This window comes from Streptomyces puniciscabiei, from assembly GCF_006715785.1.
GTDB classification, from domain to species: Bacteria; Actinomycetota; Actinomycetes; order Streptomycetales; family Streptomycetaceae; genus Streptomyces; species Streptomyces puniciscabiei.
Map to the genome: position 1 here is coordinate 2,738,930 of NZ_VFNX01000001.1, position 25,330 is coordinate 2,764,259.

General features: G+C 69.9%; 24 protein-coding genes, 1 tRNA gene and 1 pseudogene. 14 read left to right on the top strand and 12 right to left on the bottom strand.

The window, feature by feature from the left end; translation table 11 throughout:
• Window positions 1–145 precede the first annotated feature (145 nt).
• The 4 genes and pseudogenes from nhaA (at window position 146) to FB563_RS43980 (ending at window position 3,500) form a co-directional block, all read left to right on the top strand.
• Window positions 146–1,589: pseudogene (nhaA, locus tag FB563_RS12445) on the top strand (Na+/H+ antiporter NhaA).
• Between the two features lie 124 nt (window positions 1,590–1,713).
• Window positions 1,714–2,202, top strand: coding sequence for a phage holin family protein (locus FB563_RS12450; RefSeq protein WP_055704764.1), 489 nt, complete (start codon window positions 1,714–1,716; stop codon window positions 2,200–2,202).
• Window positions 2,199–3,119 (top strand): alpha/beta fold hydrolase, encoded by a 921-nt coding sequence (locus tag FB563_RS12455; RefSeq protein WP_055704765.1) that lies wholly within the window; start codon window positions 2,199–2,201, stop codon window positions 3,117–3,119. The genes FB563_RS12450 and FB563_RS12455 overlap by 4 nt, the downstream gene beginning before the upstream one ends.
• Before the next feature lie 201 nt (window positions 3,120–3,320).
• Window positions 3,321–3,500 carry a hypothetical protein gene (locus FB563_RS43980; RefSeq protein WP_079048604.1) on the top strand — a complete coding sequence of 60 codons (180 nt, stop codon included), beginning with the start codon at window positions 3,321–3,323 and terminating at the stop codon, window positions 3,498–3,500.
• A gap of 42 nt (window positions 3,501–3,542) precedes the next feature.
• Here FB563_RS43980 and FB563_RS12465 read toward each other — a convergent pair whose 3' ends face one another.
• From FB563_RS12465 to nth, 3 genes are read right to left on the bottom strand one after another with little or no spacing between them, the layout of a single operon-like run.
• Window positions 3,543–4,742, bottom strand: coding sequence for a MarP family serine protease (locus FB563_RS12465; RefSeq protein WP_055704782.1), 1,200 nt, complete (start codon window positions 4,740–4,742; stop codon window positions 3,543–3,545).
• Between the two features lie 13 nt (window positions 4,743–4,755).
• Entirely contained in the window at window positions 4,756–5,451 is a 696-nt protein-coding gene (locus FB563_RS12470; RefSeq protein WP_055704766.1) for an NUDIX hydrolase, read from the bottom strand.
• Between the two features lie 54 nt (window positions 5,452–5,505).
• Window positions 5,506–6,498, bottom strand: coding sequence for an endonuclease III (gene nth, locus FB563_RS12475; RefSeq protein ID WP_107100538.1), 993 nt, complete (start codon window positions 6,496–6,498; stop codon window positions 5,506–5,508).
• A 276-nt stretch (window positions 6,499–6,774) separates the two neighbouring features.
• Here nth and FB563_RS12480 point away from each other — a divergent pair, with 276 nt between their 5' ends.
• Window positions 6,775–7,449 carry a Crp/Fnr family transcriptional regulator gene (locus FB563_RS12480; RefSeq protein ID WP_014674022.1) on the top strand — a complete coding sequence of 225 codons (675 nt, stop codon included), beginning with the start codon at window positions 6,775–6,777 and terminating at the stop codon, window positions 7,447–7,449.
• A 97-nt stretch (window positions 7,450–7,546) separates the two neighbouring features.
• A complete protein-coding gene (locus tag FB563_RS12485) occupies window positions 7,547–8,368 on the top strand; it encodes a nucleotidyltransferase domain-containing protein (RefSeq protein WP_055704768.1) in 822 nt (273 codons plus the stop codon).
• Between the two features lie 13 nt (window positions 8,369–8,381).
• Here FB563_RS12485 and FB563_RS12490 read toward each other — a convergent pair whose 3' ends face one another.
• From FB563_RS12490 to sp36, 4 genes are all read right to left on the bottom strand, one after another.
• Window positions 8,382–9,212: an MBL fold metallo-hydrolase gene (locus FB563_RS12490; protein WP_055704769.1), complete on the bottom strand. Its 831-nt coding sequence runs from the start codon at window positions 9,210–9,212 to the stop codon at window positions 8,382–8,384.
• Window positions 9,209–10,102, bottom strand: coding sequence for an NUDIX hydrolase (locus FB563_RS12495; protein ID WP_055704770.1), 894 nt, complete (start codon window positions 10,100–10,102; stop codon window positions 9,209–9,211). The genes FB563_RS12490 and FB563_RS12495 overlap by 4 nt, the downstream gene beginning before the upstream one ends.
• An 80-nt stretch (window positions 10,103–10,182) precedes the next feature.
• Window positions 10,183–10,647 (bottom strand): RidA family protein, encoded by a 465-nt coding sequence (locus FB563_RS12500; protein ID WP_055704771.1) that lies wholly within the window; start codon window positions 10,645–10,647, stop codon window positions 10,183–10,185.
• Entirely contained in the window at window positions 10,644–10,805 is a 162-nt protein-coding gene (gene sp36, locus FB563_RS12505) for a Sp36 family protein (protein WP_003975360.1), read from the bottom strand. Before sp36 ends, FB563_RS12500 begins: the two co-directional genes overlap by 4 nt.
• A gap of 117 nt (window positions 10,806–10,922) precedes the next feature.
• Between sp36 and bagA the strand changes: the two genes are divergently transcribed.
• Together bagA and bagB are read left to right on the top strand one after the other, a co-directional pair.
• Window positions 10,923–11,900, top strand: a complete 978-nt coding sequence (gene bagA / locus FB563_RS12510; protein ID WP_055704772.1) for an ATPase BagA — start codon at window positions 10,923–10,925, stop codon at window positions 11,898–11,900.
• Complete coding sequence (bagB, locus tag FB563_RS12515) at window positions 11,897–13,273, top strand: ATPase BagB (protein WP_055704773.1); 1,377 nt, start codon at window positions 11,897–11,899, stop codon at window positions 13,271–13,273. Before bagA ends, bagB begins: the two co-directional genes overlap by 4 nt.
• Before the next feature lie 729 nt (window positions 13,274–14,002).
• Here bagB and wblA read toward each other — a convergent pair.
• Window positions 14,003–14,341, bottom strand: a complete 339-nt coding sequence (gene wblA / locus FB563_RS43505) for a transcriptional regulator WblA (protein ID WP_018547931.1) — start codon at window positions 14,339–14,341, stop codon at window positions 14,003–14,005.
• Window positions 14,342–14,835: 494 nt separating this feature from the next.
• Between wblA and FB563_RS12530 the strand changes: the two genes are divergently transcribed.
• Window positions 14,836–17,157 carry a transglycosylase domain-containing protein gene (locus FB563_RS12530; protein ID WP_055704774.1) on the top strand — a complete coding sequence of 774 codons (2,322 nt, stop codon included), beginning with the start codon at window positions 14,836–14,838 and terminating at the stop codon, window positions 17,155–17,157.
• Between the two features lie 150 nt (window positions 17,158–17,307).
• Here FB563_RS12530 and FB563_RS12535 read toward each other — a convergent pair whose 3' ends face one another.
• The gene (locus FB563_RS12535; RefSeq protein WP_055704775.1) at window positions 17,308–17,775 is read right to left on the bottom strand and encodes a GatB/YqeY domain-containing protein; all 468 of its coding nucleotides are present in this window, start codon (window positions 17,773–17,775) and stop codon (window positions 17,308–17,310) included.
• A 102-nt stretch (window positions 17,776–17,877) separates the two neighbouring features.
• Here FB563_RS12535 and FB563_RS12540 point away from each other — a divergent pair, with 102 nt between their 5' ends.
• The 5 genes from FB563_RS12540 to FB563_RS12560 all read left to right on the top strand — a co-directional run bounded on the left by FB563_RS12540 (window position 17,878) and on the right by FB563_RS12560 (window position 22,595).
• Window positions 17,878–18,801, top strand: coding sequence for a metallophosphoesterase (locus FB563_RS12540; RefSeq protein ID WP_055704776.1), 924 nt, complete (start codon window positions 17,878–17,880; stop codon window positions 18,799–18,801).
• A gap of 185 nt (window positions 18,802–18,986) precedes the next feature.
• Window positions 18,987–19,745: a Pr6Pr family membrane protein gene (locus FB563_RS12550; protein ID WP_055704777.1), complete on the top strand. Its 759-nt coding sequence runs from the start codon at window positions 18,987–18,989 to the stop codon at window positions 19,743–19,745.
• Between the two features lie 65 nt (window positions 19,746–19,810).
• Window positions 19,811–19,884: transfer RNA gene (locus tag FB563_RS12555), tRNA-Pro, on the top strand.
• A gap of 433 nt (window positions 19,885–20,317) precedes the next feature.
• Window positions 20,318–20,482, top strand: a complete 165-nt coding sequence (locus tag FB563_RS42885) for a hypothetical protein (RefSeq protein WP_159045451.1) — start codon at window positions 20,318–20,320, stop codon at window positions 20,480–20,482.
• 37 nt (window positions 20,483–20,519) lie between these two features.
• Entirely contained in the window at window positions 20,520–22,595 is a 2,076-nt protein-coding gene (locus FB563_RS12560; protein ID WP_234357617.1) for a type I restriction-modification system subunit M/S, read from the top strand.
• 246 nt (window positions 22,596–22,841) lie between these two features.
• On the opposite strand, the gene FB563_RS12565 is transcribed toward FB563_RS12560, so the two are convergent.
• From FB563_RS12565 to FB563_RS12575, 3 genes are read right to left on the bottom strand one after another with little or no spacing between them, the layout of a single operon-like run.
• Entirely contained in the window at window positions 22,842–24,371 is a 1,530-nt protein-coding gene (locus FB563_RS12565; protein ID WP_055704779.1) for a LacI family DNA-binding transcriptional regulator, read from the bottom strand.
• A gap of 51 nt (window positions 24,372–24,422) precedes the next feature.
• Window positions 24,423–24,803, bottom strand: a complete 381-nt coding sequence (locus FB563_RS12570; protein ID WP_055704780.1) for a helix-turn-helix domain-containing protein — start codon at window positions 24,801–24,803, stop codon at window positions 24,423–24,425.
• A gap of 46 nt (window positions 24,804–24,849) precedes the next feature.
• Window positions 24,850–25,107: a helix-turn-helix domain-containing protein gene (locus FB563_RS12575; RefSeq protein WP_142218651.1), complete on the bottom strand. Its 258-nt coding sequence runs from the start codon at window positions 25,105–25,107 to the stop codon at window positions 24,850–24,852.
• Window positions 25,108–25,330: the final 223 nt, after the last annotated feature.

The window sequence follows — 25,330 nt, forward strand, 5'->3', positions numbered from 1 at the left end:
CCCATTTCGTTCGCCTCGCTAACATCTGGCGTCAAAATCCGGTAAAGTGGCAGCCTCAGGGTGTGCCGGGAAGTCTGGTCGGCGACGCCGTCGGCGACCCCGCGGGACGGCGTGATCATCGCCGTACGACCCGGAGGTCCCCGCCGTGGCCGCGCCCCGCACCCCCAAAGCCCCCCGCAAGGCGCTCGGCCGTCTCTCCCTGCCCGAGCGGGCCTTCGTCGCGGATGCGCTGCGGACCGAGACCGTCGGCGGCGTCCTGCTGCTCCTGGCCGCTGTGACGGCGCTGATCTGGGCCAACATCCCCGCCCTGCACCACAGCTACGAGTCGGTCAGCCACTTCCACCTCGGCCCCGGCGCACTCGGCCTCAACCTCTCGGTGGCCCACTGGGCCGCCGACGGACTCCTCGCGGTGTTCTTCTTCGTCGCCGGGATCGAGCTCAAGCGGGAGCTGGTCGCCGGGGACCTGCGCGACCCCAGGGCGGCCGTGCTGCCCGTGGTGGCCGCGCTGTGCGGCATGGCCGTACCCGCGCTCGTCTACGCCCTCACCACCGTCACCGGCCACGGCTCGACGCAGGGCTGGGCGGTGCCCACCGCCACCGACATCGCCTTCGCGCTCGCGGTCCTCGCCGTCATCGGCACCTCCCTGCCCAGCTCCCTGCGGGCCTTCCTGCTCACCCTCGCGGTGGTCGACGACCTCTTCGCGATCCTGATCATCGCGATCTTCTTCACCGACCGGCTCGACTTCGCCGCCCTCGGCGGCGCCGCGGCCGGGCTGGTGGCCTTCTGGCTGCTGCTGCGCAAGGGCGTACGCGGCTGGTACGTGTACGTGCCGCTCGCCGTGGTGATCTGGGCCCTGATGTACAACAGCGGCGTGCACGCCACCATCGCCGGTGTGGCGATGGGCCTGATGCTGCGCTGCACCACCCGGGAGGGTGAGCGGCACTCGCCGGGCGAGCACGTCGAACATCTGGTGCGGCCCCTGTCGGCCGGACTCGCCGTGCCGATGTTCGCGCTGTTCAGCGCCGGGGTGAAGGTCTCCGGCGGGGCGCTCGGGGACGTGTTCACCAAGCCGGAGACGCTCGGCGTGGTGCTCGGGCTGGTCGTCGGCAAGACGATCGGCATCTTCGGCGGCACCTGGCTGACCGTCCGCTTCACCCGCGCCTCCCTCAGCGAGGACCTCGCCTGGGCCGACGTCTTCGCGGTGGCCTCCCTCGCCGGCATCGGCTTCACCGTCTCCCTGCTCATCGGCGAACTCGCCTTCGCCGGCGACGCCGTCCTCACGGACGAGGTCAAGGCGGCCGTCCTCACCGGATCACTCCTCGCGGCGCTGTGCGCGACGGTGCTGCTGAAGATACGCAACGCCAAGTACCGCAGGCTCTGCGAGGAGGAGGAGCGCGACGAGGACCTCGACGGCATCCCGGACGTCTACGAACAGGACGACCCGGCCTACCACCTGCGCATGGCCGCGATCCACGAGCGCAAGGCCGCCGAACACCGCCGGATCGCCGCCGAGAAGGCCGCCGCGGCGCGCCACGGGCTTTGAGGAAGTGCCGGGCGGGGCAGGCGAGGAGGGCGACCGTCCGGCATGATCTGACGAGACGGTACAAAACAAGACGGCCACACAAGCGGGACGGCCGCGTACGACGGCAGTACGCCGGCGGTACGACGGCACGGGAAGCCCGCGGCACGACAGACCTCGTAAGGGAGAACGCGATGAGCGCACCCGACGGCAGCCCGGTCGGCGCCGAACGCAGCATCGGCCAGCTGTTCGCCTCGGCGACGACCGAATTGTCCGCGCTGGTGCACGACGAGATCGCGCTGGCCAAGGCGCAGCTGAAGCAGGACGTCAAGCGCGGCGCGGCCAGCGGGGGCGCGTTCACGGCGGCCCTGGTGCTGCTCGTCTTCTCGCTCCCGATGCTCAACTTCGCCCTCGCGTACGGCATCCGGACCTGGAGCGGCTGGAACCTGGCGATCTGCTTCGTGCTGTCCTTCGCGGCCAACGTGCTCCTCGCCGGCCTCCTCGCGCTGATCGGCACGGTGTTCGCGAAGAAGGCCAAGAAGAGCCAGGGCCCGCAGAAGGTGGCCGCCTCCATGAAGGAGACGGCGGGCGTGCTGCAGAACGCCAGGCCGCACCCGCGCGCGGAGCTGCCCGAGGACCGGTCCCCCGCGGCCATCGAGTCTGTGGCACGCTCGTCGTCATGACGGACCCCGCCCCTTCGGCCGTACGGATCGAAGGTCCCTGGACGCACAAGGACGTCGCCGCCAACGGCGCGCGCTTCCACATCGCCGAGCTGGGCGACGGCCCCCTGGTGCTGCTGCTGCACGGCTTCCCGCAGTTCTGGTGGACCTGGCGGCACCAGCTGGTCGCGCTCGCCGACGCGGGGTACCGGGCGGTGGCGATGGACCTGCGGGGCGTCGGCGGCAGCGACCGCACCCCCCGCGGGTACGACCCCGCGAACCTCGCGCTCGACGTCACCGGCGTGATCCGCTCGCTCGGCGAGCCGGACGCGGCGCTGGTCGGCCATGACCTGGGCGGCTATCTGGCGTGGACGGCGGCGGCGATGCGGCCCAAGCTGGTACGGCGGCTCGCCGTGGTGTCGATGCCGCACCCGCGGCGCTGGCGCGCGGCGATGCTGCGGGACGCCCGGCAGACGGCCGCCAACTCCTACATCTGGGGTTTCCAGCGGCCGTGGATCCCGGAGCGTCAACTCACCGCGGACGGCGGTGCGCTGGTGGGCCGGCTGATCCGGGAGTGGTCCGGGCCGCGGCCACCGGAGGACGAGGCGGGGGAGACCTACCAGCGGGCCATGTGCATCCCGTCGACGGCGCACTGTGCGATCGAGCCGTACCGCTGGCTGGTGCGCTCGCTGGCCCGCCCGGACGGCATCCAGTTCAACCGCAGGATGAAGCGGCCGGTACGGGTGCCCACGCTGCATCTGCACGGCTCGCTGGACCCGGTGACGCGCACCCGCAGCGCGGCCGGTTCGGGCGAGTACGTCGAAGCGCCGTACCGCTGGCGTCTGTTCGACGGCCTCGGCCACTTCCCGCACGAGGAGGACCCGGCCGCCTTCTCCACCGAGCTCGTCAACTGGCTGCGGGATCCCGAGCCGGACCGGTGAGGCACGCGCGCGGCGACACGCACTCCGGTGATGTTCACCCGAAACGGTGAGGGAGACCGGTGACCGTACGGTGACGGTTCGATGCGCGGAGTATCCGGTTCCTGAACAGTTGTCCCCCGAACGGCCACATGCCTGCCGCATAGGCCAATTGGACGGCGCTCAGGCGGTTATCGACCTTCGGTCGGGGGCACACGTCGGGGTATGGGCTGGACGCACGACTACAGTGACGCACCCCGCAACCGCCGCTCGAGCGCCGGTGCGAGCACGTCTCACCGAGGCAACCCGCAACTCGCGGAAGCGGACCTCCGGGTCGGGATTCCGCGCATCCTGCGCCGCCGGGCCCGCTGGGTCTCGATGCGTCTGCGTCATCCGCGCGGCTGAACCTCCCGGTCATCCGCGCGGCTGAACCCCTCTCCAGAACGGTCACAGGGCGCAGCTGTCGGTGCCCACCTGCTCGTTCGCCGTACGGCCCTGCTGGATGTCGGGCTGGATCTCGTCCGCCGTGAGGGCGTAGCCGGTCTCGGCGTCATCGAGGGACTTGGCGAAGACCACGCCGTACACCCGGCCTTGCGGGGTGAGCAGCGGGCCGCCCGAGTTGCCCTGGCGGACGGTCGTGTACAGCGAGTAGACGTCGCGGCGGACGGTGCCGCGGTGGTAGATGTCCGGGCCGTTGGCCGTGATGCGCCCGCGCACGCGCGCGGCGCGCACGTCGTACGAGCCGTTCTCCGGGAAGCCCGCGACGATCGCGCCGTCACCGCCGGACGCGTCCTGCGCGGAGAACCTGAGGGCGTTCGCCTTCAGATCGGGTACGTCGAGCACGGCGATGTCGCGCTTCCAGTCGTACAGGACCACCTTGGCGTCGTACTTGCGGCCCACGCCGCCTATCTGCACGGTGGGCGCGTCGACACCGCCGACGACGTGCGCGTTGGTCATGACCCTGCGGTTGGCGAACACGAAGCCGGTGCCCTCGAGGACCTTGCCGCAGCTGGGGGCGGTGCCGGTGACCTTGACGATGGAGCGCTGGGCGCGCACGGCGACCGGGCTGTTCGCGAGCGCCGGGTCGGGCGGCTGGACGTCCTTGATCGGCTCGTTGGCGAAGGGGCTGAAGACCTGCGGGAAGCCGTTCTGCGCGAGGACGGAGGAGAAGTCCGCGAACCAGGTGTCGGCCTGCGCGGGCAGCGCACGGGAGACGCCGAGCAACACCTTGGAGCCGCGGACCTCCCTGCCGAGCGTCGGCAGGGTGGTGCCGGCCAGCGCGGAGCCGATCAGCCAGGCCACCAGCAGCATGGCGACGACGTTGACCAGGGCGCCGCCGGTGGCGTCCAGGGCGCGGGCCGGGGACCAGGTGATGTACCGGCGCAGCTTGTTGCCCAGGTGGGTGGTCAGAGCCTGGCCGACCGATGCGCAGACGATGACGACGACCACGGCGACCACGGCGGCGGTGGTGCCGACGTCCGCGTTGTCGGTCACGGCGTCCCAGATCACGGGCAGCGTGTACACGGCGACGAGGCCGCCGCCCAGGAACCCGATCACCGACAGGATGCCGACGACGAAGCCCTGGCGGTAGCCGACGACCGCGAACCAGACGGCCGCGACCAGCAACAGGATGTCCAGCACGTTCACGAACGACACCCTGTCATGCGCGCCAGTCGAGTGGGACCTGCTTCTCTCTGTCCCAGGGCCGCTCCCAGCCCGCGAAATGCAGCAGGCGGTCGATCACGCCGGCCGTGAAGCCCCACACCAGGGCCGATTCGACCAGGAATGCCGGGCCTCGGAAGCCACTGGGGTGGACGGTGGTGGCGCGGTTGGCGGGGTTCGTGAGATCCGCCACGGGGACCGTGAAGACCCGCGCCGTCTCGTTCGGGTCGACGACGCCGACCGGGCTGGGCTCGCGCCACCAGCCGAGCACCGGCGTGACGACGAAACCGCTGACCGGGATGTACAGCGCGGGCAGCACGCCGAAGAGCTGGACGCCTTCAGGGTCCAGGCCGGTCTCCTCCTCGGCCTCGCGCAGCGCGGCCCGGAGCGGTCCGTCGGTGTGCGGATCGCCGTCCTCGGGGTCGAGCGCGCCGCCGGGGAAGGACGGCTGCCCGGCGTGCGAGCGCAGTGAGCCGGCGCGCTCCATCAGCAGCAGCTCCGGGCCGCGCTCGCCCTCGCCGAACAGGATGAGCACGGCCGACTTGCGGCCCGAGCCGTTCTCCGGTGGCAGGAAGCGGCTCAGCTGGAGCGGCTCGACCGTCTCGGCGGCCCGCACCACCGGTGCCAGCCACTCGGGCAGTCCCTCCTTGCTGAGTGTCACCGCGCCGCCCCGCGTCTCACTGGCCCTCGTCATCGCCGCCCCCCTCGCTCTGCCTGTCCAACGCCCGGGGACCCCGAGATCGTTCCGTCACGCGGCCCCCAGTGGCGGGGCCGCCTTGCCGCCCGCGCCGAGGTAGGCCTGCGGGGGCTTCAGGCGCTGGCCGGGGAAGCCGCCCTTCTCGTACTTCAGGAGCTTCTTCGCCTTCTCCGGGTCGGTCTCGCCCTCGCCGTAGGCCGGGCAGAGCGGAGCGATCGGGCAGGCGCCGCAGGCGGGCTTGCGGGCGTGGCAGATCCGGCGGCCGTGCCAGATCACGTGGTGCGACAGGTCGGTCCAGTCGCTCTTCGGGAACAGCGCGCCGACGGCGGCCTCGATCTTGTCCGGGTCGGTCTCCTCGGTCCACTGCCAACGGCGCACGAGCCGCTGGAAGTGCGTGTCCACGGTGATCCCCGGCCGCCCGAAGGCGTTGCCGAGCACGACGAAGGCGGTCTTGCGGCCGACGCCGGGCAGCTTGACCAGGTCCTCGAGCCTGCCGGGCACCTCACCGCCGAAGTCCTCCGCAAGCGCCTTGGAGAGCCCTATGACCGACTTGGTCTTGGCCCGGAAGAACCCGCAGGGGCGCAGGATCTCCTCGACCTCCTCCGGGTTCGCGGCGGCCAGGTCCTCGGGGGACGGGTACCTCGCGAAGAGCGCCGGGGTGGTCTGGTTGACGCGCAGGTCCGTGGTCTGCGCCGACAGCACGGTGGCGACCAGCAACTGGAAGGGGTTGTCGAAGTCCAGCTCGGGGTGGGCGTACGGATACACCTCGGCGAGCTCGCGGTTGATGCGGCGGGCGCGGCGCACCAGCGCGGTGCGGGACTCGTCCCTCGGCGGCTTCACGGCGACCTTCTTGACCGGCGCCGCCTTCTTCACGGCCACGGCCTTCCCGGTCGCCACGGCCCTCTTGGCAGGGGCGACCTTCTTGGCCGAGGCTGCCTTCTTGGCCGAGGCCGCCTTCCCGGCCGGCGTTGCCTTCTTGGCCGGAGCGGCCTTTTTTGTCGTTTTTCCGGTTTTCTTACTGCCGCCGGAGCTCTGTTCGCCCACAGCGGAATCGCGACGTACAACCACCCGCCAAGCCCCCTCGGCCTGTGCTCTCACCGGCGATTTGGACACCCGGCCAGCCTAAGGCCCGGCACTGACATCCGCCCCGGACCCGAACGATCGGCCCCCGATTGGACCCCTGACGCTTACCTCGGCACACCTGTGCGGCATCCTTGTGACAGATCACACTGTTTGGACCGTCCGGCAAAATGGGGAACACGGTCCCCTGGCACTCGGGGGAGCAAGATCCCCTGAGCAGGTCGACAAGGAGAGAACTCAGTGGACGACGTTCTGCGGCGCAACCCGCTCTTCGCGGCTCTCGACGACGAGCAGGCCGCGGAGCTTCGCGCCTCCATGAGTGAGGTGACCCTCGCACGCGGCGACTCCCTGTTCCACGAGGGCGACCCGGGCGACCGGCTGTACGTCGTCACCGAGGGCAAGGTCAAGCTGCACCGCACCTCCCCCGACGGCCGCGAGAACATGCTCGCCGTCGTCGGCCCCGGCGAGCTGATCGGCGAGCTGTCGCTCTTCGACCCGGGCCCGCGTACGGCGACCGCGACCGCGCTGACCGAGGTCAAGCTGCTCGGTCTCGGCCACGGCGACCTCCAGCCCTGGCTGAACGCCCGCCCCGAGGTGGCCGGCGCCCTGCTGCGCGCCGTCGCCCGCCGGCTGCGCAAGACCAACGACGCCATGTCCGACCTGGTCTTCTCCGACGTTCCCGGCCGCGTGGCGCGCGCCCTGCTGGACCTCTCCCGCCGCTTCGGCGTGCAGTCCGAGGAGGGCATCCACGTCGTCCACGACCTCACGCAGGAGGAGCTGGCCCAGCTGGTCGGCGCATCCCGCGAGACCGTGAACAAGGCGCTGGCGGACTTCGCCCAGCGCGGGTGGCTGCGCCTGGAGGCGCGGGCCGTGATCCTGCTGGACGTGGAGAGGCTGGCCAAGAGGTCGCGCTGAGGTCCCTGGGGGCCAACGCCCCCAGGCGGGCCGGATCCCGCTGCCCGGCGTTCGAAAACCAGCTGCCGCCAGCGGGTGCGAACGTCACAGTTGCTCCATGGCTGAAACGATCCGTCGGCCCGGGCTCGACGACCATGGCTTCATCGCGCGCGAAGGCTCCCTCACGCGCGTGCCCGACGTTTTCCGTCCCGTCGTGGCGGCTGCACGCGACGGGCTGCTGGAGGCCTTCGGCGCGCGTCTGCACAGCGCCTACCTCTACGGATCGATCCCGCGCGGCACCGCACGCGTGGGCCGCAGTGACCTGGACCTGCTGGTGGCGCTCCGGGACGAGCCGGCCGACGCCGACCGGGAGGCCGTACGGGCGCTCGGTGCGGCGGTCGACAAGGAGTTCCCGCAGATCGACGGCGTCGGCACGCTGCTGTACGGCAGAGAGCGGCTGCTGAGCGACCTGGAGCGGTACGACCTGGGCTGGTTCGTGGCCTGTCTGTGCACCCCGCTGCTCGGTGAGGACCTCGCCGAGCAGCTGCCGCGCTACCGCCCCGACTCCCTGCTCGCCCGCGAGACCAACGGCGACCTGGCGCTCTGGCTGCCCCGCTGGCGGAAGCGGATCGCGGACGCCGAGGACACCGAGGAGGCCCGGCGGCACCTCGTGCGTTTCATGTCCCGGCACCTTGTCCGCACCGGCTTCACCCTGGTGATGCCCCGGTGGAACGGCTGGACCAGCGACCTGCGGGAGATGGCGGAGGCGTTCGCCGCCTACTACCCGCAGCGGGGCGCACAGCTGCGTACGGCGGCGGGGTACGGCTACGAACCCGTCGGCGACCCGGAGGTGCTGCGCACGTACGTCGACGACCTCGGCCCCTGGCTCGCCGAGGAGTACGCGCGCGTGCACGGCGTGAAGGCGCCCAGGCCCGAATAGCCGGGAGCCGGGGCTAGATCAGGCCGTGCTCGCTCAGGTAGTCCAGCTGGGCCCGTACCGACAGCTCGGCCGCCGGCCACAGGGAGCGGTCCACGTCGGCGTACACGTGGGCGACGACCTGGGACGGGGTGCGGTAGCCGTCCTCGACCGCCGTCTCCACCTGGGCGAGCCGGTGGGCGCGGTGGGCGAGGTAGAACTCGACGGCGCCCTGGGCGTCCTCCAGGACCGGCCCGTGACCCGGCAGGACGGTGTGCACGCCGTCGTCCACGGTCAGGGACCGCAGCCGGCGCAGGGAGTCCAGATAGTCGCCCAGACGGCCGTCGGGGTGCGCGACGACCGTCGTACCGCGCCCGAGGATGGTGTCGCCGGTCAGCACGGCCCGGTCGGCCGGCAGATGGAAGCACAGCGAGTCCGCGGTGTGCCCGGGGGTCGGCACGACCCTCAGCTCCAGGCCGCCGACGGTGATCACGTCGCCCGCGAACAGTCCCTCGTCGCCGAGACGCAGCGCCGGATCGAGGGCACGCACGCGTGTGCCGGTCAGTTCCGCGAAACGGGCGGCGCCCTCGGCGTGGTCGGGGTGGCCGTGGGTGAGCAGGGTCAGGGCTATGCGCCTGCCGGCCTTCTCGGCGGTGTCCACGACGGCGCGCAGATGACCGTCGTCCAGGGGCCCCGGGTCGATCACCACGGCGAGCTCGGAGTCGGGCTCGGCGACGATCCAGGTGTTGGTGCCGTCCAGGGTCATCGCGGAGGCGTTGGGCGCGAGGACGTTGACGGCCCGTTCGGTGGCAGGGCCGGAGACCACCTGCCCGCGGGGCTGGCCCGGCAGCGTGCTGGCGTCGGTCATGCGGGGCCTCCACCCGTCGTCTCGGCCGTCGTCGGAGCCGTCGGAATGTGCTTCGTGAACTCCTCGTGCCCCGGCCAGGACAGGACAATCTCGCCGTCCCGCAGGCGGGCACGGGCCAGTACCGGCGTCAGGTCGCGTCCGGAGGCCGCCGCGAGGGTCTCGGCGGCGGTGGCGTACGGCAGCAGCTGGCGCAGGGTGGCGATGGTGGGCGGCATCATCAGCAGCTCGCCCTTGTCGTAGCCGGCGGCGGCCTCCGCGGGGCGGATCCACACCGTGCGGTCGGCCTCCGTGGAGGCGTTCCGGGTGCGCTGGCCCTCGGGCAGGGCGGCCACGAAGAACCAGGTGTCGTAGCGGCGGGCCTCGAACTCCGGGGTGATCCAGCGGGTCCAGGCACCCAGCAGGTCCGAGCGCAGCACCAGCCCGCGCCGGTCGAGGAACTCGGCGAAGGACAGCTCGCGCGCGACCAGCGCGGCCCGGTCCGCCTCCCAGTCCTCCCCGGTGGTGTCGCCGACGACCGACTCCGCGTCGGGCCCGGCGAGCAGGACACCGGCCTCCTCGTACGTCTCCCGCACAGCCGCGCAGACGATCGCCTGGGCGCCCGGCTCGTCGACGCCGAGCCGCTCCGACCACCACGCGCGCGTGGGGCCCGCCCAGCGCACCAGACGGTCGTCGTCGCGCGGGTCGACACCGCCCCCGGGATACGCGTACGCGCCTCCGGCGAAGGCCATGGAGGCGCGTCTGCGCAGCATGTGGACCGCGGGGCCGTCCGGCGTGTCCTTCAGCAGCAGCACCGTGGCCGCGCGCCTGGGGGACACCGGGGTGAGGGAGCCGTCCGCGAGCGCGCGGATGCGGTCCGGCCACTCCGGGGGGTACCACTGACCGTTCGCCATGGCCGGAGGCTATCCCGTGCAGTGCGAATGTTCGAGAGCTGCCCGAGGTCAGAGGGGCCGCGGTGGGCCGCCGCAGTGGGTCACTGGGCGAGTTCCACCTGGATCTCGACCTCCACCGGCGCGTCCAGCGGCAGCACCGCGACGCCGACCGCGCTGCGGGCGTGCACGCCCTTGTCGCCGAGGACCTCGCCGAGCAGTTCGCTGGCGCCGTTGACGACACCGGGCTGCCCGGTGAAGTCGGACGCGGAGGCGACGAAGCCGACGACCTTCACCACGCGCGCGATGCGGTCCAGGTCGCCGGCCACGGACTTCACGGCGGCCAGCGCGTTCAGCGCGCAGGTACGGGCCAGGTCCTTGGCCTCGTCCGCGGTGACCTCGGCGCCGACCTTGCCGGTGACCGGCAGCTTGCCCTCGACCATCGGCAGCTGGCCGGCGGTGTAGACGTACACACCGGACTGCACGGCCGGCTGGTACGCGGCCAGCGGCGGTACGACCTCCGGCAGGGTCAGCCCCAGTTCGGCCAGCTTGGCCTCGACCGCGCTCATGCCTGCTTCTCCCGCTTCAGGTAGGCCACGAGCTGCTCGGGGTTGTTGGGCCCGGGCACGACCTGGACGAGCTCCCAGCCGTCCTCGCCCCAGGTGTCCAGAATCTGCTTCGTGGCATGGACGAGCAGCGGCACGGTTGCGTATTCCCACTTGGTCATGGGGCCGACTGTAGCCGCTGCGGCGGCGGGGGCGGTGACCTGCGCCTCGGGGACAGGGACCGGCGTTGTCCACAGCCTCCCGCGTGAGTGTCGAGCGGACTGGTTAGTCTCGATGATGTGAGCAGGCTCCAGGTCGTCAGCGGCAAGGGCGGGACCGGAAAGACGACGGTCGCCGCCGCACTGGCGCTGGCCCTCGCCACCGAGGGGAAGCGGACGCTTCTCGTGGAGGTCGAGGGCCGGCAGGGCATCGCCCAGCTCTTCGAGACGGAGGCGTTGCCATACGAGGAGCGCAAGATCGCGGTCGCTCCCGGGGGCGGCGAGGTGTACGCCCTGGCCATAGACGCCGAACTGGCTCTTCTGGACTACCTCCAGATGTTCTACAAACTCGGCGGCGCGGGCCGGGCCCTGAAGAAGCTCGGCGCGATCGACTTCGCCACCACCATCGCACCGGGCATCAGGGACGTCCTGCTCACCGGCAAGGCGTGCGAGGCCGTGCGCCGCAAGGACCGCTCCGGCCGGTTCGCATACGACTACGTCGTCATGGACGCCCCGCCGACGGGCCGCATCACCCGCTTCCTGAATGTGAACGACGAGGTGGCGGGCCTGGCGAAGATCGGCCCGATACACAATCAGGCGCAGGCGGTGATGCGGGTGCTGAAGTCGCCGGAGACGGCGGTGCACCTGGTGACGCTGCTGGAGGAGATGCCGGTCCAGGAGACCGCCGACGGCATCGCGGAACTGCGCGCGGCACGGCTTCCGGTGGGCCGGATCATCGTGAACATGGTCCGGCCGGAGGTGTTGGACGCGGCCGACCTGGAACTCGTACGGGCCGTGGAGCGTTCCTCTGTCGCACAGGCGCTCTCGGCGGCCCGCCTGGGCGGGGCCCGGCGCGGTGGGAACGCGGAGAAGCTGGTGGACCCGCTGCTGTGGCAGGCGGCGGAGTACGCCGAGCGGTACGCGCTGGAGCAGGAGCAGCGCGCGGTCCTCGCCGAGCTGGGCCTGCCGCTGGGCGAACTGCCGCTGCTGGCCGAGGGCATGGACCTGGCGGGCCTGTACGAACTCGCCACCGAGCTGCGGAAGCAGGGGTTGACATGAGTGGGGACCCGGCCGAGGCTCCCGAGACAACGCAGACGGCCGCGGGGCGGGGCAAGGCCGACGGGCGGGAGAAGGCCCACGGTCTCTCCCCCGCGCGCGTGCTGGACATCGACCCGCTGCTGGACGACCCGAAGACGCGGATCGTGGTGTGCTGCGGCTCGGGCGGGGTCGGCAAGACGACGACCGCGGCGGCCCTCGGCCTCCGGGCGGCCGAGCGGGGCCGCAAGGTGGTCGTGCTCACCATCGACCCGGCCCGTCGGCTTGCCCAGTCGATGGGCATCGACTCCCTCGACAACGTCCCGCGCCGGGTGAAGGGCACCGAGGGCGAGGGTGAACTGCACGCCATGATGCTCGACATGAAGCGCACCTTCGACGAGGTCGTGGAGGCGCACGCGGACCCCGAGCGGGCGGCGACGATCCTGGCGAACCCCTTCTACCAGTCGCTCTCGGCGGGCTTCGCGGGCACGCAGGAGTACATGGCGATGGAGAAGCTGGGCCAGCTGCGGGCGAAGGACGAGTGGGACCTGATCGTCGTCGACACCCCGCCGTCCCGCTCGGCGCTGGACTTCCTGGACGCGCCGAAGCGGCTGGGCTCCTTCCTGGACGGCCGGCTGATCCGCCTGCTGACCGCCCCCGCCAAGCTCGGCGGACGCGCGGGGATGGCCTTTCTCAACGTCGGCATGTCGATGATGACCGGGACGCTCGGCAAGCTGCTGGGCGGTCAGCTGCTCAAGGACGTGCAGACGTTCGTGGCCGCGATGGACACCACCTTCGGCGGGTTCCGTACGCGCGCGGACGCCACGTACAAGCTGCTCCAGGCGCCCGGTACGGCGTTTCTGGTGGTCGCGGCCCCGGAGCGGGACGCACTGCGTGAGGCGGCGTACTTCGTGGAGCGGCTGGCCGCGGAGAAGATGCCGCTGGTGGGCCTGGTGCTCAACCGGGTCCACGGCAGCGGCGCCGTCCGGCTGTCGGCCGAGCGGGCGCTCGCCGCCGCCGAAAATCTTGAGGACCCCCGCATTGTGGATCAGGGGGGCGGGAAAGCTGGACTTCGTAACTCTCCCGACCCATACGGCAGTTCGCGATCTCCCGCATCCGATTCCGCAACCGACGCCCCAGCTTCCGAGCAAGGCTCCCCCGCCGATACGGAGCGCTCCGTCGACCGGCTCACCGCGGGTCTGCTGCGACTGCACGCCGATCGCATGCAGCTGCTCTCGCGCGAGCAGCGCACGCGTGACCGTTTCACCGCCCGCCACCCCGAGGTGGCGGTCGTCGAAGTACCGGCGCTGCCCGGCGATGTCCACGACCTCGCCGGTCTGCGCGACATCGGCGCCCGGCTGGCCACGGGCGCGACAGGACGGACGGAGCTGCCGTAGCGGGGCCGACGGAGGCGAGTCCGGCGACTGTTGGGCCGGCGATGTTGGACCGGCGGCTGCGAGGCTGCTGGCCGCGAGTCTGCGGATGCCGAACCGACGGCTGCGGGCCCGCAGAGCTTGCCCGGCGTCGCGCAGCCCGGTGGGCCTGCGTGCACGCGGGCGCGGGCGGGCGGTCGTTTCGGCGCGCCGGCAGTCGTCGTAAGTCGGCGGTCGGTCGCACGAGCGCCGGTGCACCGCCGTATGCGCGCGGGGCGATCGTCCTGCACGTGCGGGCGATCGACGTGGGCACGCGGGTAATCGTCGTGCGTACGGAGGCGATCGCCGTGCGTAAGCGGCTGATCGTCGTGCGCACCCGGGCAGTCGAACGCGCCCATGCGGTGACAGTCCTGCGAGCGCGGTGGCACACGCGGACGGCGTCGGTGGCACGCGCGTGCAGGGAGACGTTCGCGGGATCGCGGGCATCCCCGGGCATCGAACGCCGAGCAAAGGCCGAGGCGTCTCGAACCGTCTTCGCCGACCTGCGGCCGTACGCCGGACCGGCGCTTTCGCGCGTCCCAGCGCTTCCCCTGCCCGGGCGGCGTGCACCCACTCGGCGCCCTGGGCCTGTGCACGACGCTGCTTCCCGTGGCCCCACGCCGACGCTGCCATGGCATGTGCCGGGTCGGAGCCTCATCGCCCCCAGTTTGCGCCGGAGGGAGTGCTTTCGGCTCCCTCGGCTGCCTGGCTGCCTCAGCTCACCGCCGCGTAGTTCTCGTACACCTCGTCGTTGTCGAGGGGCACGATGCCCGCCCCGCGCTCGTACTCCGAGCGGGCGGTCTCCAGCAGCCTGCGCCAGGAGGTCACGGTGGGCCGGCGGCGCAGCAGTGCGCGGCGCTCCCGCTCCGTCATGCCTCCCCACACGCCGAACTCGACGCGATTGTCCAGCGCGTCCGCCAGGCATTCGGTGCGTACCGGGCATCCGGTGCACACCGCCTTGGCCCTGTTCTGCGCTGCTCCCTGAACGAACAGTTCATCCGGATCGGTAGTGCGGCAGGCAGCCTGCGCACTCCAGTCGGTTACCCAGCCCATACCGGCGCCGTCCTCTCCCGAATCGAGGCTCCCCCACGGCGGCAGCGGCATATTCACCGCTGCCAGTTGAGGACGTTACGGAAGGTGGGCACAGCGCAACACCCCCTTCGGGCCCAATCTTGAATGGCCCGAACGGACTATGGGTTAACGGCAGATCACCCGCGGGAGTGAGCTGGCGACATACGCGACCATCCCGGCAAACCGGGACAGCTGTGGTGCGCCACAACGGGCGCGAGGTGACACACGAGGCGGATTCGGACACGTCCCCCTCAGGAGCCGGTCACGTCCCCACGCGAGAAAACGGGGTACGCCCGGAACGATTCGGGGTCGCCGGACGTATTGATTACGTGGCCGCACTGCTGTGACAGTTGAGAGCAGCTTAGGCCAAGGCCTGCGCGCGTGTCCGGCGAATGGGAAGGTGGGCGTCTCCCTTTGCCGTGCCGTGATGCGGTCGCTCTTTCGGAACGCTCATCAGTACGGATTAGGCTGCCTCCATGCCAAAGAAGCGCTCGGGCGGTGGTCTGTCGCCAACGCAGCAGGCCGCCAAGTTCCTCGGTGTCAGTGTCCTCGCCGGAGCCGTCATGGCGGGCATCGCGCTGCCCGCGGCCGGCGCGCTGGGCCTCGCGGCCAAGGGCTCGGTCCAGAGCTTCGACGAGATCCCGGCGAACCTGAAGAGCCCCCAGCTCAGTCAGCGCACGACCATCCTGGACAACCAGGGCAACCAGATCGCGGCCGTCTACTCCCGCGACCGTACGGTGGTGGACCTCAAGGACATCTCGCCGTACATGCAGAAGGCGATCGTCGCGATCGAGGACTCGCGCTTCTACCAGCACGGCGCGATCGACCTCAAGGGCGTCCTGCGTGCCCTGAACAAGAACGCGCAGGAAGGCGGGGTCGCCCAGGGCGCCTCCACGCTCACCCAGCAGCTGGTGAAGAACTACTTCATCGAGGAGGCCGGCGACGACCCGACGAAGGTCGCCGAGGCCACCCAGCAGACCCTCGGTCGCAAGATCAAGGAGCTGAAGTACGCGATCCAGATCGAGGAGAAGCTCGGCAAGAAGAAGATCCTCGAGAACTACCTGAACATCACCTTCTTCGGCGAGCAGGCCTACGGCGTCGAGGCCGCCTCCCAGCGCTACTTCTCCAAGCACGCCAAGGACCTGAACCTCCAGGAATCAGCGCTGCTGGCCGGAATCGTCCAGTCCCCGAGCCGCTACGACCCGGTCAACGACGAGGCGGAGGCCACCAAGCGGCGCAACACCGTGCTGCAGCGGATGGCGGAGGTCGGCGACATCTCCCAGCAGGAGGCGGACGAGGCCAAGGCGAAGCCGCTCGGACTGCACCCGAGCCAGCCCAAGAACGGCTGCATCACCGCGGTCAGGGGCGCCGGCTTCTTCTGCGACTACGTCCGCGACGTCGTCCTGAACGACCCGGTCTTCGGCAAGACCAAGGTGGCCCGGGCCAAGTTGTGGAACCAGGGCGGTCTGACGATCCGGACGACCCTCGACCCGCAGGCGCAGGACTCGGTGCAGGCGTCCATCAAGAAGCACGTCTACCAGTCCGACGCGGTGGCGACGGCCGCGACCATCGTCGAGCCGGGCACCGGCAAGATCCTCGCCATGGGCCAGTCCCGCCCGTACGGCTTCGGCCAGAACGAGACGCAGATCAACCTCTCGGTCAACTCGGACATGGGCGGCGGCGCCGGCTACCAGCCCGGTTCGACGTTCAAGCCGATCGTCGCGGCGGCCGCGATCGAGGGCGGCAAACCCCCGACGCAGCAGTACCCGTCGCCGTACGAGATGCCGTACCCGAGCCAGGTGCAGGCGTGTGACGGCAAGGTCTGGCGCAACGACCCGAACAACCCCGCCAAGCTGACGAACGAGAACCCGTCGGAGCACGGCCCGTACGGCATGAAGGAGGCGACCGCCAAGTCGGTCAACACCTACTACGTGCAGCTGATCGGCGACATCGGCATCTGCCCCGTCACCGAGATGGCGAAGAAGATGGGTGTGCGGCGCGCGGACGGCCGGGCGATCGACCAGGCCCCCTCCATCGCGCTGGGCTCCCAGGAGATGTCGCCGCTGACGATGGCGAACGCGTACGCCACCTTCGCCTCGCGCGGTACGTACTGCACCCCGGTCGCCATAGAGTCGATCACCCAGAAGGTCGGCAGCGAGGAGAAGTCCCTCCAGGTGCCGAAGTCGACCTGCTCGCGCGCGATGTCGGAGAAGACCGCCGACACCATCAGCACGATCCTCAAGGGCGTGGTCGAGGACGGCACAGGCCAGGAGGCCGGCCTCGACAACCGTCCGAGCGCGGGCAAGACGGGTACGACGGACGAGCGCTTCGCGGCCTGGTTCGTCGGCTACACCCCGAACATGGCGGGCGCGGTCTGGGTCGGCGACCCGGCCCACAAGCGCCACATGACGAACATCACCATCGGCGGCGTCTACAACGACAAGGTCTACGGCGGCCGGGTCCCCGGACCCATCTGGCGCGACATGATGACCGGCGCGCTCAGCGGCAAACCCGTGGAGGACTTCCACCTGATCGACATCCCCGACGACAACAAGAAGGGGGATGATCAGGGAAAAGGACACGGGGGGAACGACGGGGGCAAGAACGGGGACAGCACGGGCGGGATCGGCGGACTGATCGGCGGTCTGACGGTCGGCGGCACGGCTGACGGCGGCACCACGGGCGACACGACCGGCGGCGCCTTCCCCACACCGACCTTCTCCCTCCCGGGCAACTTCATCCAGGGCCAGACGAACGGCGGAAGCAAGGGGAACGGCAACGGGGGCTGGCGCGGGTAACCCCGGGCGGACAACTCCCCGAGCACCCCGGGCGGGTAACCCTTTGGTATGAGTACGGCGGCGGGGTCGCACCCTTGGTTCAGGGTGCGACCCCGCCGCCGTAAGCCTGACGTATCTGCCCGCGATACCCGTGATACCCGGATCAGAGCCTCAGCCCTGGAGCAGCTTCTTCACCGCGGCGGCGACACGGCCGCCCTCGGCCTGGCCGGCCACCTTCGGGTTCACGATCTTCATGACGGCACCCATGGCCCGCGGCCCCTCGGCACCGGCCGCCTTCGCCTCCGCCACGGCCTGGGCGACGATCGCGCTCAGCTCGTCGTCGGACAGCTGCTTGGGCAGGTACGCGGACAGCACCTCGCCCTCCGCCTTCTCCCGCTCGGCCTGCTCGGCGCGGCCGCCCTGCTCGAACGCCTCCGCGGCCTCCCGGCGCTTCTTCGCCTCACGGGTGATCACCTTCTGGACCTCGTCGTCGGAGAGCTCCCGCTTCTCCTTGCCCGCGACCTCCTCCTTGGTGATCGCGGCGAGCGTCAGCCGGAGCGTCGAGGAGCGGAGCTCGTCGCGCTCCTTGATCGCGGCGTTGAGGTCGGCCTGCAGCTTCGACTTGAGCGTGGTGGTCATGGGATCGATTGTCGCAGGTGTACTCCCGTGAACGCCCGTTGATTAACTGCTTCAAGGGACGGCCGGTCTCGGCGGCGTCCGCGCGTCTGACACGATGGACGTATGCGCGCGCGATACGGAGTACCCCTGGGAATCATGGCGGCGGGCGCCGCCGGTCTGGCGTACGCGGCGGGCTTCGAGGCCCGCTCCTTCCGCCTCCGGCGGGTGACGGTCCCGGTCCTCCCGCCGGGTATGCGTCCGCTGCGCGTGCTCCAGGTCTCCGACATCCACATGGTGAGCGGCCAGCGCAAGAAGCAGCGGTGGCTGCGGTCACTGGCGGGCCTGCGCCCCGACTTCGTGATCAACACGGGCGACAACCTGTCGGATCCGGAAGGGGTCCCCGAGGTACTGGACTCCCTGGGCCCCCTGATGGAGTTCCCGGGCGCGTACGTCTTCGGCTCCAACGACTACTACGGCCCCAGACTCCGCAATCCGGCCCGCTACTTGCTGGAGAAGGCGAGCGGCCGGCACGGCCTGAACGGCAACCCGCCGGCGGTCGGCGTCATCCACAACCCGTGGGAGGACCTGCGCGACGGCTTCGACGAGGCCGGCTGGCTGAACCTGACCAACACACGCGGTGTCCTGAAGGTCGAGGGCGTGTCGATCGAGCTGACGGGCCTGGACGACCCCCACATCAAGCGCGACCGCTACGCCCGGGTGGCCGGCGGCCCCTCGGGGACGTACGACTTCTCGATGGGCGTCGTCCACGCCCCGTACCTGCGGGTGCTGGACGCGTACACGGCGGACGGCTACCCCCTGGTCCTGGCCGGCCACACCCACGGCGGCCAGCTGTGCATCCCCTTCTACGGCGCACTGGTCACCAACTGCGACCTGGACACCGACCGCGTGAAGGGCCTGTCCACCCACACGGCGGACGGCCACACCTCCTACCTCCACGTCTCGGCGGGCTGCGGCACCAACCGCTACACCCCGGTCCGCTTCGCATGCCCACCGGAGGCCACGCTGCTGACGCTGGTGGAGCGGTAGGCACCCGGCGGCAGACGACAGGCGGCAGGCGGCTGACGACAGACGGCAGACGGCTGACGACAGACGGCAGACGGCAGACGGCAGACGGCGTTACCGGGCCGGGGCCCGGCAGCAGGGGTTCAGGGCGTAACCCACCCGGACTACACCACATGGCCCCGCCCCTCCCCCGCTCCTAGCGTGAGGGCATGACCTCCCCGATACCCAGGGAGATCCCGGACCTGCCCGCGGTCCCGGGCCCGCCCCTGCTGCTGCCCTCACCGGTCCCGGCCACGGCCGTGGTGGCACCGGTCCGCCGCCCCATGGTCGCGCTCTTCCGCCTCCTGACCGCCCTGGCGGCGGCGGGAGGCGTGGCCCTGGAACTCCTGATCGGCACCCCGGCGCGCACTCTGAGCTACTTCAGCGTCCAGGCCGGCATCCTGCTGGCCGTCATCATGCTCCTGTCGGCATCGAGGGCGTGGCGTGCCCGCCGCCCCCTCCCGCCCGTCGTGACAGGCGCCACACTGCTCTACGCCCTGATCTCGGCGCTCGTCTACCACCTGCTGCTGGGCCACACGACGCCGCCGTTCTCCATGACCGGCGCGACGACGGCCCCGGTGCGCTGGCACGGCCAGTGGGCGACCCTCCAGGTCCTGCACACGCTGACGCCGGCGGCGGCCCTGCTGGACTGGCTGCTGCTGACCCCCGCGGCCCGCCTGCACCTGCGCCAGACGGCCGCCTGGCTCCTCTACCCCCTGGCCTACCTGGCCTTCTACCTGCTCCGCGGGGCCTTCCTCGCACCCACGAACCCCGCCCGCTACCTCTACCCCTTCCTGGACGCGGCCGCCCACGGCTACCGCAGCACCCTCGCGAACGCCCTCCTCCTCGGCCTCGCGATGTACGCCCTGGCCGTCCTCCTCGTGGCCCTGGACCACATCCGCCCGACCCCGGTCCGCCGCCGCGTCTAAACCGGATTTCGTCTACAGCCACCAGTGGGCTAAAGTAAACGTCGTCGCCGCGAGAGCAGCGACATCGGGGTGTAGCGCAGCTTGGCAGCGCGCTTCGTTCGGGACGAAGAGGTCGTGGGTTCAAATCCCGCCACCCCGACGCCGTAGTACCAGGTCAGGGGCCTGATCCGCTTAGCGGGTCGGGCCCCTGAGTGGTTCCTGGGGTCACTTTGGGAGCCGTTTGGGAGCCGACTTCGTATCCCGGCTCCCAAGCAGCTCCCGTCAACCGGCCACCAAGGTCACTCCGCGGTCCCCACAGACATCACCTGCCGCAGCGAGGTATGCGACCTGCGTCACATCTCGAACCACCCCCACCACTGACTGCCGAGCGCCGCGCCCCCTCCGCACTTCTATGAACAGCGATCTCGCCCCAGGGCATGTGCGCAGCATCGCTGCGCATAGCCTCCATGCGTAGCTAGCGAGGGACTCGTTGACACACGCCTGCCGTTGATCGCTGCTACATTCCACTCCATTCACCCTCTGCATCCAGACCTGACTGCAAGCAAGGTCACGATCGGAGGATCTGCGCAGCAATGCTGCGCAGTAATGATCTCGGGATCGATGACAGGGGGCACGGCAGAGTGAAGTCGTTCTTCGAGCTGCTTGGAAAGGCGATGCAGAGCACGGGCATGACACTGCGCCTGTGTCTGCTGATGCTTGTTGCCGCAACGGCGTATGTCATCAGCCAACTGAAGTAAGCCGTACGTGGAGCGAGGAGACCTATACGTGGAGACCATGGAGACGGAGAGCCACGCCGCGGACGTCGTTGACCGGCTTTGGCGAGCGTACGCGCCCTTTCAGCGGGGCCGGAACACCTTCGATGACCTTACGTCCATGCTCGCAATCCTGGTGCTTGCAGGATTCGTTGAGTCGGTGGGCGAACCGGAAGACGAGTTCGTCAAGCGGTGGGCTCGAGCTGTCGCGGAGGCCCGCATCGGTATCTCGCCACTGATGGACCTGCGCGCTGCGATGAGGAGCGCCAGGAGGCATGCGCGCTTTCCTGTATTCGGCACCCGCAGCCTTGATGTCGGACTTCTTGACAGTGACGAAGAGTCGGGCGACGTACCGTGGGTGGCCGCCTTCCTCACCGCGCTGAACCAGCGTCCGGCGCCGGCCGAGGCTGGATTCGCGGAGGTCTGCGAGCTGCTCCTTGAACGCCACGTTCAGGAGGGCACCTTTTCGGCGGGGGAGTTCTACACACCGCGTGAGGTCGCGCGCCTGCTCATTGAATCCGCGTCTCCGCAGCCCGGGGACCGGATCCTTGATCCCGCCTGTGGCTCCGGCGGTCTCCTCGCGGCCGCAGCACAGCGAATCGCCGAGTCCGGCCGCGTCGACGGATCTTCTTTCGAGGCGTACGCAACGGATAGCAGTAATCCGCGGCTGGCGATGATGAACCTGGCCATCCACGGGGTGGATCAGCCGGTCGTAGGCGCATCCGACCCGGTGTCGCTGTTCCAGAGCCGGGGCCACGGCCTTGCCGACCGGGTGCTGAGCAATCCGCCGTTCAACCAGCGTATCGAGGACATCGGCATCGTCGACTGGCCCTTCGGCCGACCGCCCAAGTCCAATGCGAACTTCGCCTGGCTTCAGCTCGCGTGGACCCGGTTGAGCGAGAACGGGACCGCCGCGATGATCATGCCGCCGGGAGTCGCCTGGGCCAACGGCCGGGAGGCGGAGATCCGCAGGAGGATGATCGCCGCTGGCGCGCTCCTCGCCATCATCGCGTTGCCACCGAATCTCTTCACCCACACTTCCATCCCCGTGCACATCTGGTTGCTCGCCCGTGACAAGTCCCGCCACTTGCCGGCTGGCGATGCGAACGCGGTCCTCTTCATCGACGCCGGCCGGCTCGGCACCCAGGTGCCACGGCAACCGCGCGTCCTGACCCCAGCGGACAGACAACGCATCAGCAGTCGGTTTCACGCATGGCAGCGGTCTCCTCGTGCAACGCCCGATGAGCCAGGGTTCTCTCGTTCGGTCACGCACGAAGAGATCCTTGAGAACGACGGTAATCTCGACCCCCGGCTGTACGTCGACGCCGAGCAGGAGCGACCGACAACGGCACTGGACATGAGTCGCATGCTCGATGAGCTGGACCGGCATGTCGAGGCGACGTCCAGTTCGAGAGTCGGCCTGCGGAAGAGCTTCAGCATGTGCGAGCGGCTGACCCGCAGTGGGATCGAACCTCCGCGCGTGCCTCTCCGGAGCATCATGAACGGCACAGCAGAGGGAGTGTTCCAGGACTCAACGTCAGGTCTGCTCCTCGCCGGGCCTTCGGGGAGCCTGATCCGCGCCGAAGACTACGTTGATGGCGGCGGCGTTCCGGTCGTCATGCCCAAGGACCTGACTGGCAGCGGTTTCAGTGTGGCGAGCATCAGATACATCACCGAGCAGCAAGCCGAAAGTCTGGAACGCTTCCGCCTACGCCGTGGTGACGTCGTGCTCGCGCGCCGCGGAGAGCTGGGGCGATGTGCTGTCGTCCGTGAGGAGCAGCAAGGCTGGGTCTGTGGAACGGGCTGTTTCGTGCTTCGGCCCCCCGCCGAGCTCAACGCCGACTACCTCGCGGCATATCTGCGCAGTCCGGAGGCACGCAAGTGGCTCGAGGCGCACTCCACGGGAAGTATGACCATGAAGACCATCTCTCTCAACGTCTTGGGGGAGTTGCCGGTTGTACTGCCTGATCTCGGGACACAGCAGGCGATCGCTGGTGCGATGGCGCGACTGGACGAACAAGAGCGACTGTTGCTAGAGCAACTCGCACTAACCCAGAAGATCCGCAGTGAAGCACTGAACGGGATCCTGTCGAGCTAGGACTTGTTCATGACCCCAGGCAGGCCCTAGCAGAGCCGGAAATGCCTTGTCCACCGCAGTACGAAGGCCGGATGGTCCACAGGACGGCCGCCTCCGCGTCCAAACTTGCGGCCGTCCCGGCGGCTCTATGAGCCCCAGGAGGGCTGTGCGTACTCCTGCTCGATCTCCTGATCTCTCGGCTACGCATAAGGGATGTGGCTGTGTCCCCTGGCAGTGATCGCACCAGAGGGCACAGCACTATTCACGTTAGGGCTCCACCCCCACGTATGACTCCCTGCGTGCCCGCAGGAGATCACTCAGTATGCGCACTGGTGACGTGGCATTCATGGCCAAACGCGCGTCGAGTGCTGCCTCCCACTGCTCGGTCAGCCCCTGCATGAGGCGCTTGCGCATGCCTGGGGTGACGTGGGCATAGCGTGCTGAGACCGAGCCGTCGATGTGCCCCATGCGTTCGTCCATGAGCACCTTCTCGGTTCCCAGGTCCTCCATCATCGTCCGGTGGGTGTGGCGAAGGCCGTGGGGCGTGAGCCCCTTGGCTATCGGGAGCCAGCAGGCGTCGGCCCGATCGCTGGCACCCCGCCCCCGTGCTGGGACACCGGGCCACGGCTCGCCGAGCAAGGGCACCGGCCGTGGCTCCTGCGGTGCCTTCTTCGGGTACCAGCCGGAGACCGCCGGCGTGAACAGCCAGGTCGCGAAACCGTTCCTGCGCCAGTGGGCGGCATGCTCCGGTACGACGCTGCCCCGCACGAACCGGAGGTCCGCGATGGCCTGCTCGACCTTCTCTCGCGTGGCCTCGGTGACGCGTTCGGGATGGTTCAGGACGTTGGACACCGTGCCGGTCGAAACGCCGGCACGACGGGCGACGTCGACGAGCTTCGCGCCCTGGTGGCCCCCGGTACGGGCCGCGCCCTGTCCTCGGAAGACGTAGGTCTTGCCGTGGCAGGGGCACGGCTTGGGCTTCGTGCGGGCGATGTGGTTGGCGACCAGCCCGGACAGCCAGTCCATCGAGTCGATGGTGCGGTAGCTGTCGTCCTTCGGTGGGCAGCGCACCAGCTCGCCCGTGTCGAGCTCGTACAGCTGCCACTCGACCCGGACGGCTCCAGGGCGGACGAACGCGGTCTCCAGGCCGACGATCTCGCCCCAGCGCATGCCGGTGTACCCCTTGAGGACCACGGCGACGAACTCGTCGTCGCGGCCGGAGAGCAGGGCGGCGCGCTCGGCGGTCAGCAGGATGCCGAGCGCGTCGGTTACCACTTTCTCCGGACCACGGTCTCGGGAGCGGCCGGCGCGTTTGCCCCGTCCGCGCCGGCGAGCAGCCGGGTTGGACGTGATCAGGCCCTCGTCGATCGCGTCCTCGAAGATCAGGTGGAGCGTCGAGCGCCAGGTCTTGACGCTGGAGGCAGCGTAGAGGGCCTTCTCCTTCTTCTCCCACAGATCGACGTCCGTGCGCAGGATGCCAGCGAGCGCCTTGTCCTCGAACTCAGGGAGGAGGTGCTCCTCGATGTGGCGCTTGTAGTTCTGCATGGTCGAGGCGGCCAGGTCCTGGGCCTCGTACCAGCGGTTCGCGTACTCGCCGAAGGTCTCCTGGCCGAGGGCCGGGTCGCGCCAGTCGCCGCGACGGTACTTGTTCTCAGCCTCGGCCGCTGCCCGTTGGGCCTCACCCTTGGTGGCGAATCGGATCGCCTTGCCGTTCTCGTCGACGACCGTGTTGTGCTTGCCGGGCGCGACTTTGTACCGGCCGCGCCAGTAGTTTCCGCGCTTCTCCGCGAAACCCAAGTCTCGCTATCCCCCTCTTCCTTGTCCTCGGCTACGGCAGATTCGATCGGGTCACGCGACAGTGCCGTACTGCTGCTGCCGACGCGGCGGGCGGGCTCGTAGCCGAGTGGTCGGAGCAACGACAGGGCGGCGAGGTTGCGCGGAGCCGGTCTGCGTACCGGGCTCGGAGAGCGGCTCGGTCGTCCGTGCGGCTGCCGGCGCGGGCTGGGCCGGCCGCTGCTCGTAGAGGCGGATGATCTCGGCGAGATGCTCGGCGGTGAAGCGGTAGGCACGGCCGACCCGGGTGTGCGGTATCAGGCGCCGTCGCGCTCGGTCCTTGACCCACCAGGCCGAGCATCCGAGGGTGTCGGCGATCTCCTCGGGGCGGTAGAGGCGGGGCGGAGGGGCGTCGGACGGCCTGTGGGGGACGGGCGCGGGCGTGGATCGGTGCAAGGGGGCGGCTCCTGGTCGGGAAGTCGGGGAGGGCTGCGTGGGCGGCTCAGGCGGCGCCCGGCCCTTGGAGGAGGGCGGCTGGCGACACCTGTAGGGCTGCGGCGATGGCGACGAGGTCGTCGATATCGCATCGCCGCTTGGCGAGTTCGATGCGGGACAGCATCGTGTTGGACATAGGGCGACCCAAAGCGCTGCAGCGGGCTGCGAGTTGACGCTGCCCAAGGCCGCGTTCGATGCGGAGGTTTTCGATGGTGCGGGCCACCGTCAATCCTGCGGGTCCTATTTCCAGAGATCGTGCTGCCATAGCTCCATTTGTAGCGTGCATTCGGCGGTTTGGATAACCGCCGATCGTCGGCTATGTTGCGTCGCGCTCAATCGGTGAGCGAGGCGGTCGGGGTGCTGCGCGCAAGGCCGGATCCCCGAACGGGACCCGACACCAGAGACCCTCCCTGACGTGGGGTGTTGTGTTGTAGCTTCGTCACTCGCAGGACGTCAACGGCTTCCCGATGTGATCCTTCTGGCTCGGG

Coding starts and splice junctions, on each gene's coding strand:
- FB563_RS12450 (WP_055704764.1), top strand. CDS start 1,714: ATGAGCGCACCCGACGGCAGCCCGGTCGGCGCCGAACGCAGCATCGGC.
- FB563_RS12455 (WP_055704765.1), top strand. CDS start 2,199: ATGACGGACCCCGCCCCTTCGGCCGTACGGATCGAAGGTCCCTGGACG.
- FB563_RS43980 (WP_079048604.1), top strand. CDS start 3,321: ATGGGCTGGACGCACGACTACAGTGACGCACCCCGCAACCGCCGCTCG.
- FB563_RS12470 (WP_055704766.1), bottom strand. CDS start 5,451: ATGACGAGGGCCAGTGAGACGCGGGGCGGCGCGGTGACACTCAGCAAG.
- FB563_RS12485 (WP_055704768.1), top strand. CDS start 7,547: ATGGCTGAAACGATCCGTCGGCCCGGGCTCGACGACCATGGCTTCATC.
- FB563_RS12490 (WP_055704769.1), bottom strand. CDS start 9,212: ATGACCGACGCCAGCACGCTGCCGGGCCAGCCCCGCGGGCAGGTGGTC.
- FB563_RS12495 (WP_055704770.1), bottom strand. CDS start 10,102: ATGGCGAACGGTCAGTGGTACCCCCCGGAGTGGCCGGACCGCATCCGC.
- FB563_RS12500 (WP_055704771.1), bottom strand. CDS start 10,647: ATGAGCGCGGTCGAGGCCAAGCTGGCCGAACTGGGGCTGACCCTGCCG.
- sp36 (WP_003975360.1), bottom strand. CDS start 10,805: ATGACCAAGTGGGAATACGCAACCGTGCCGCTGCTCGTCCATGCCACG.
- bagB (WP_055704773.1), top strand. CDS start 11,897: ATGAGTGGGGACCCGGCCGAGGCTCCCGAGACAACGCAGACGGCCGCG.
- wblA (WP_018547931.1), bottom strand. CDS start 14,341: ATGGGCTGGGTAACCGACTGGAGTGCGCAGGCTGCCTGCCGCACTACC.
- FB563_RS12530 (WP_055704774.1), top strand. CDS start 14,836: ATGCCAAAGAAGCGCTCGGGCGGTGGTCTGTCGCCAACGCAGCAGGCC.
- FB563_RS12535 (WP_055704775.1), bottom strand. CDS start 17,775: ATGACCACCACGCTCAAGTCGAAGCTGCAGGCCGACCTCAACGCCGCG.
- FB563_RS12540 (WP_055704776.1), top strand. CDS start 17,878: ATGCGCGCGCGATACGGAGTACCCCTGGGAATCATGGCGGCGGGCGCC.
- FB563_RS12550 (WP_055704777.1), top strand. CDS start 18,987: ATGACCTCCCCGATACCCAGGGAGATCCCGGACCTGCCCGCGGTCCCG.
- FB563_RS42885 (WP_159045451.1), top strand. CDS start 20,318: ATGCTGCGCAGTAATGATCTCGGGATCGATGACAGGGGGCACGGCAGA.
- FB563_RS12560 (WP_234357617.1), top strand. CDS start 20,520: ATGGAGACGGAGAGCCACGCCGCGGACGTCGTTGACCGGCTTTGGCGA.
- FB563_RS12575 (WP_142218651.1), bottom strand. CDS start 25,107: ATGGCAGCACGATCTCTGGAAATAGGACCCGCAGGATTGACGGTGGCC.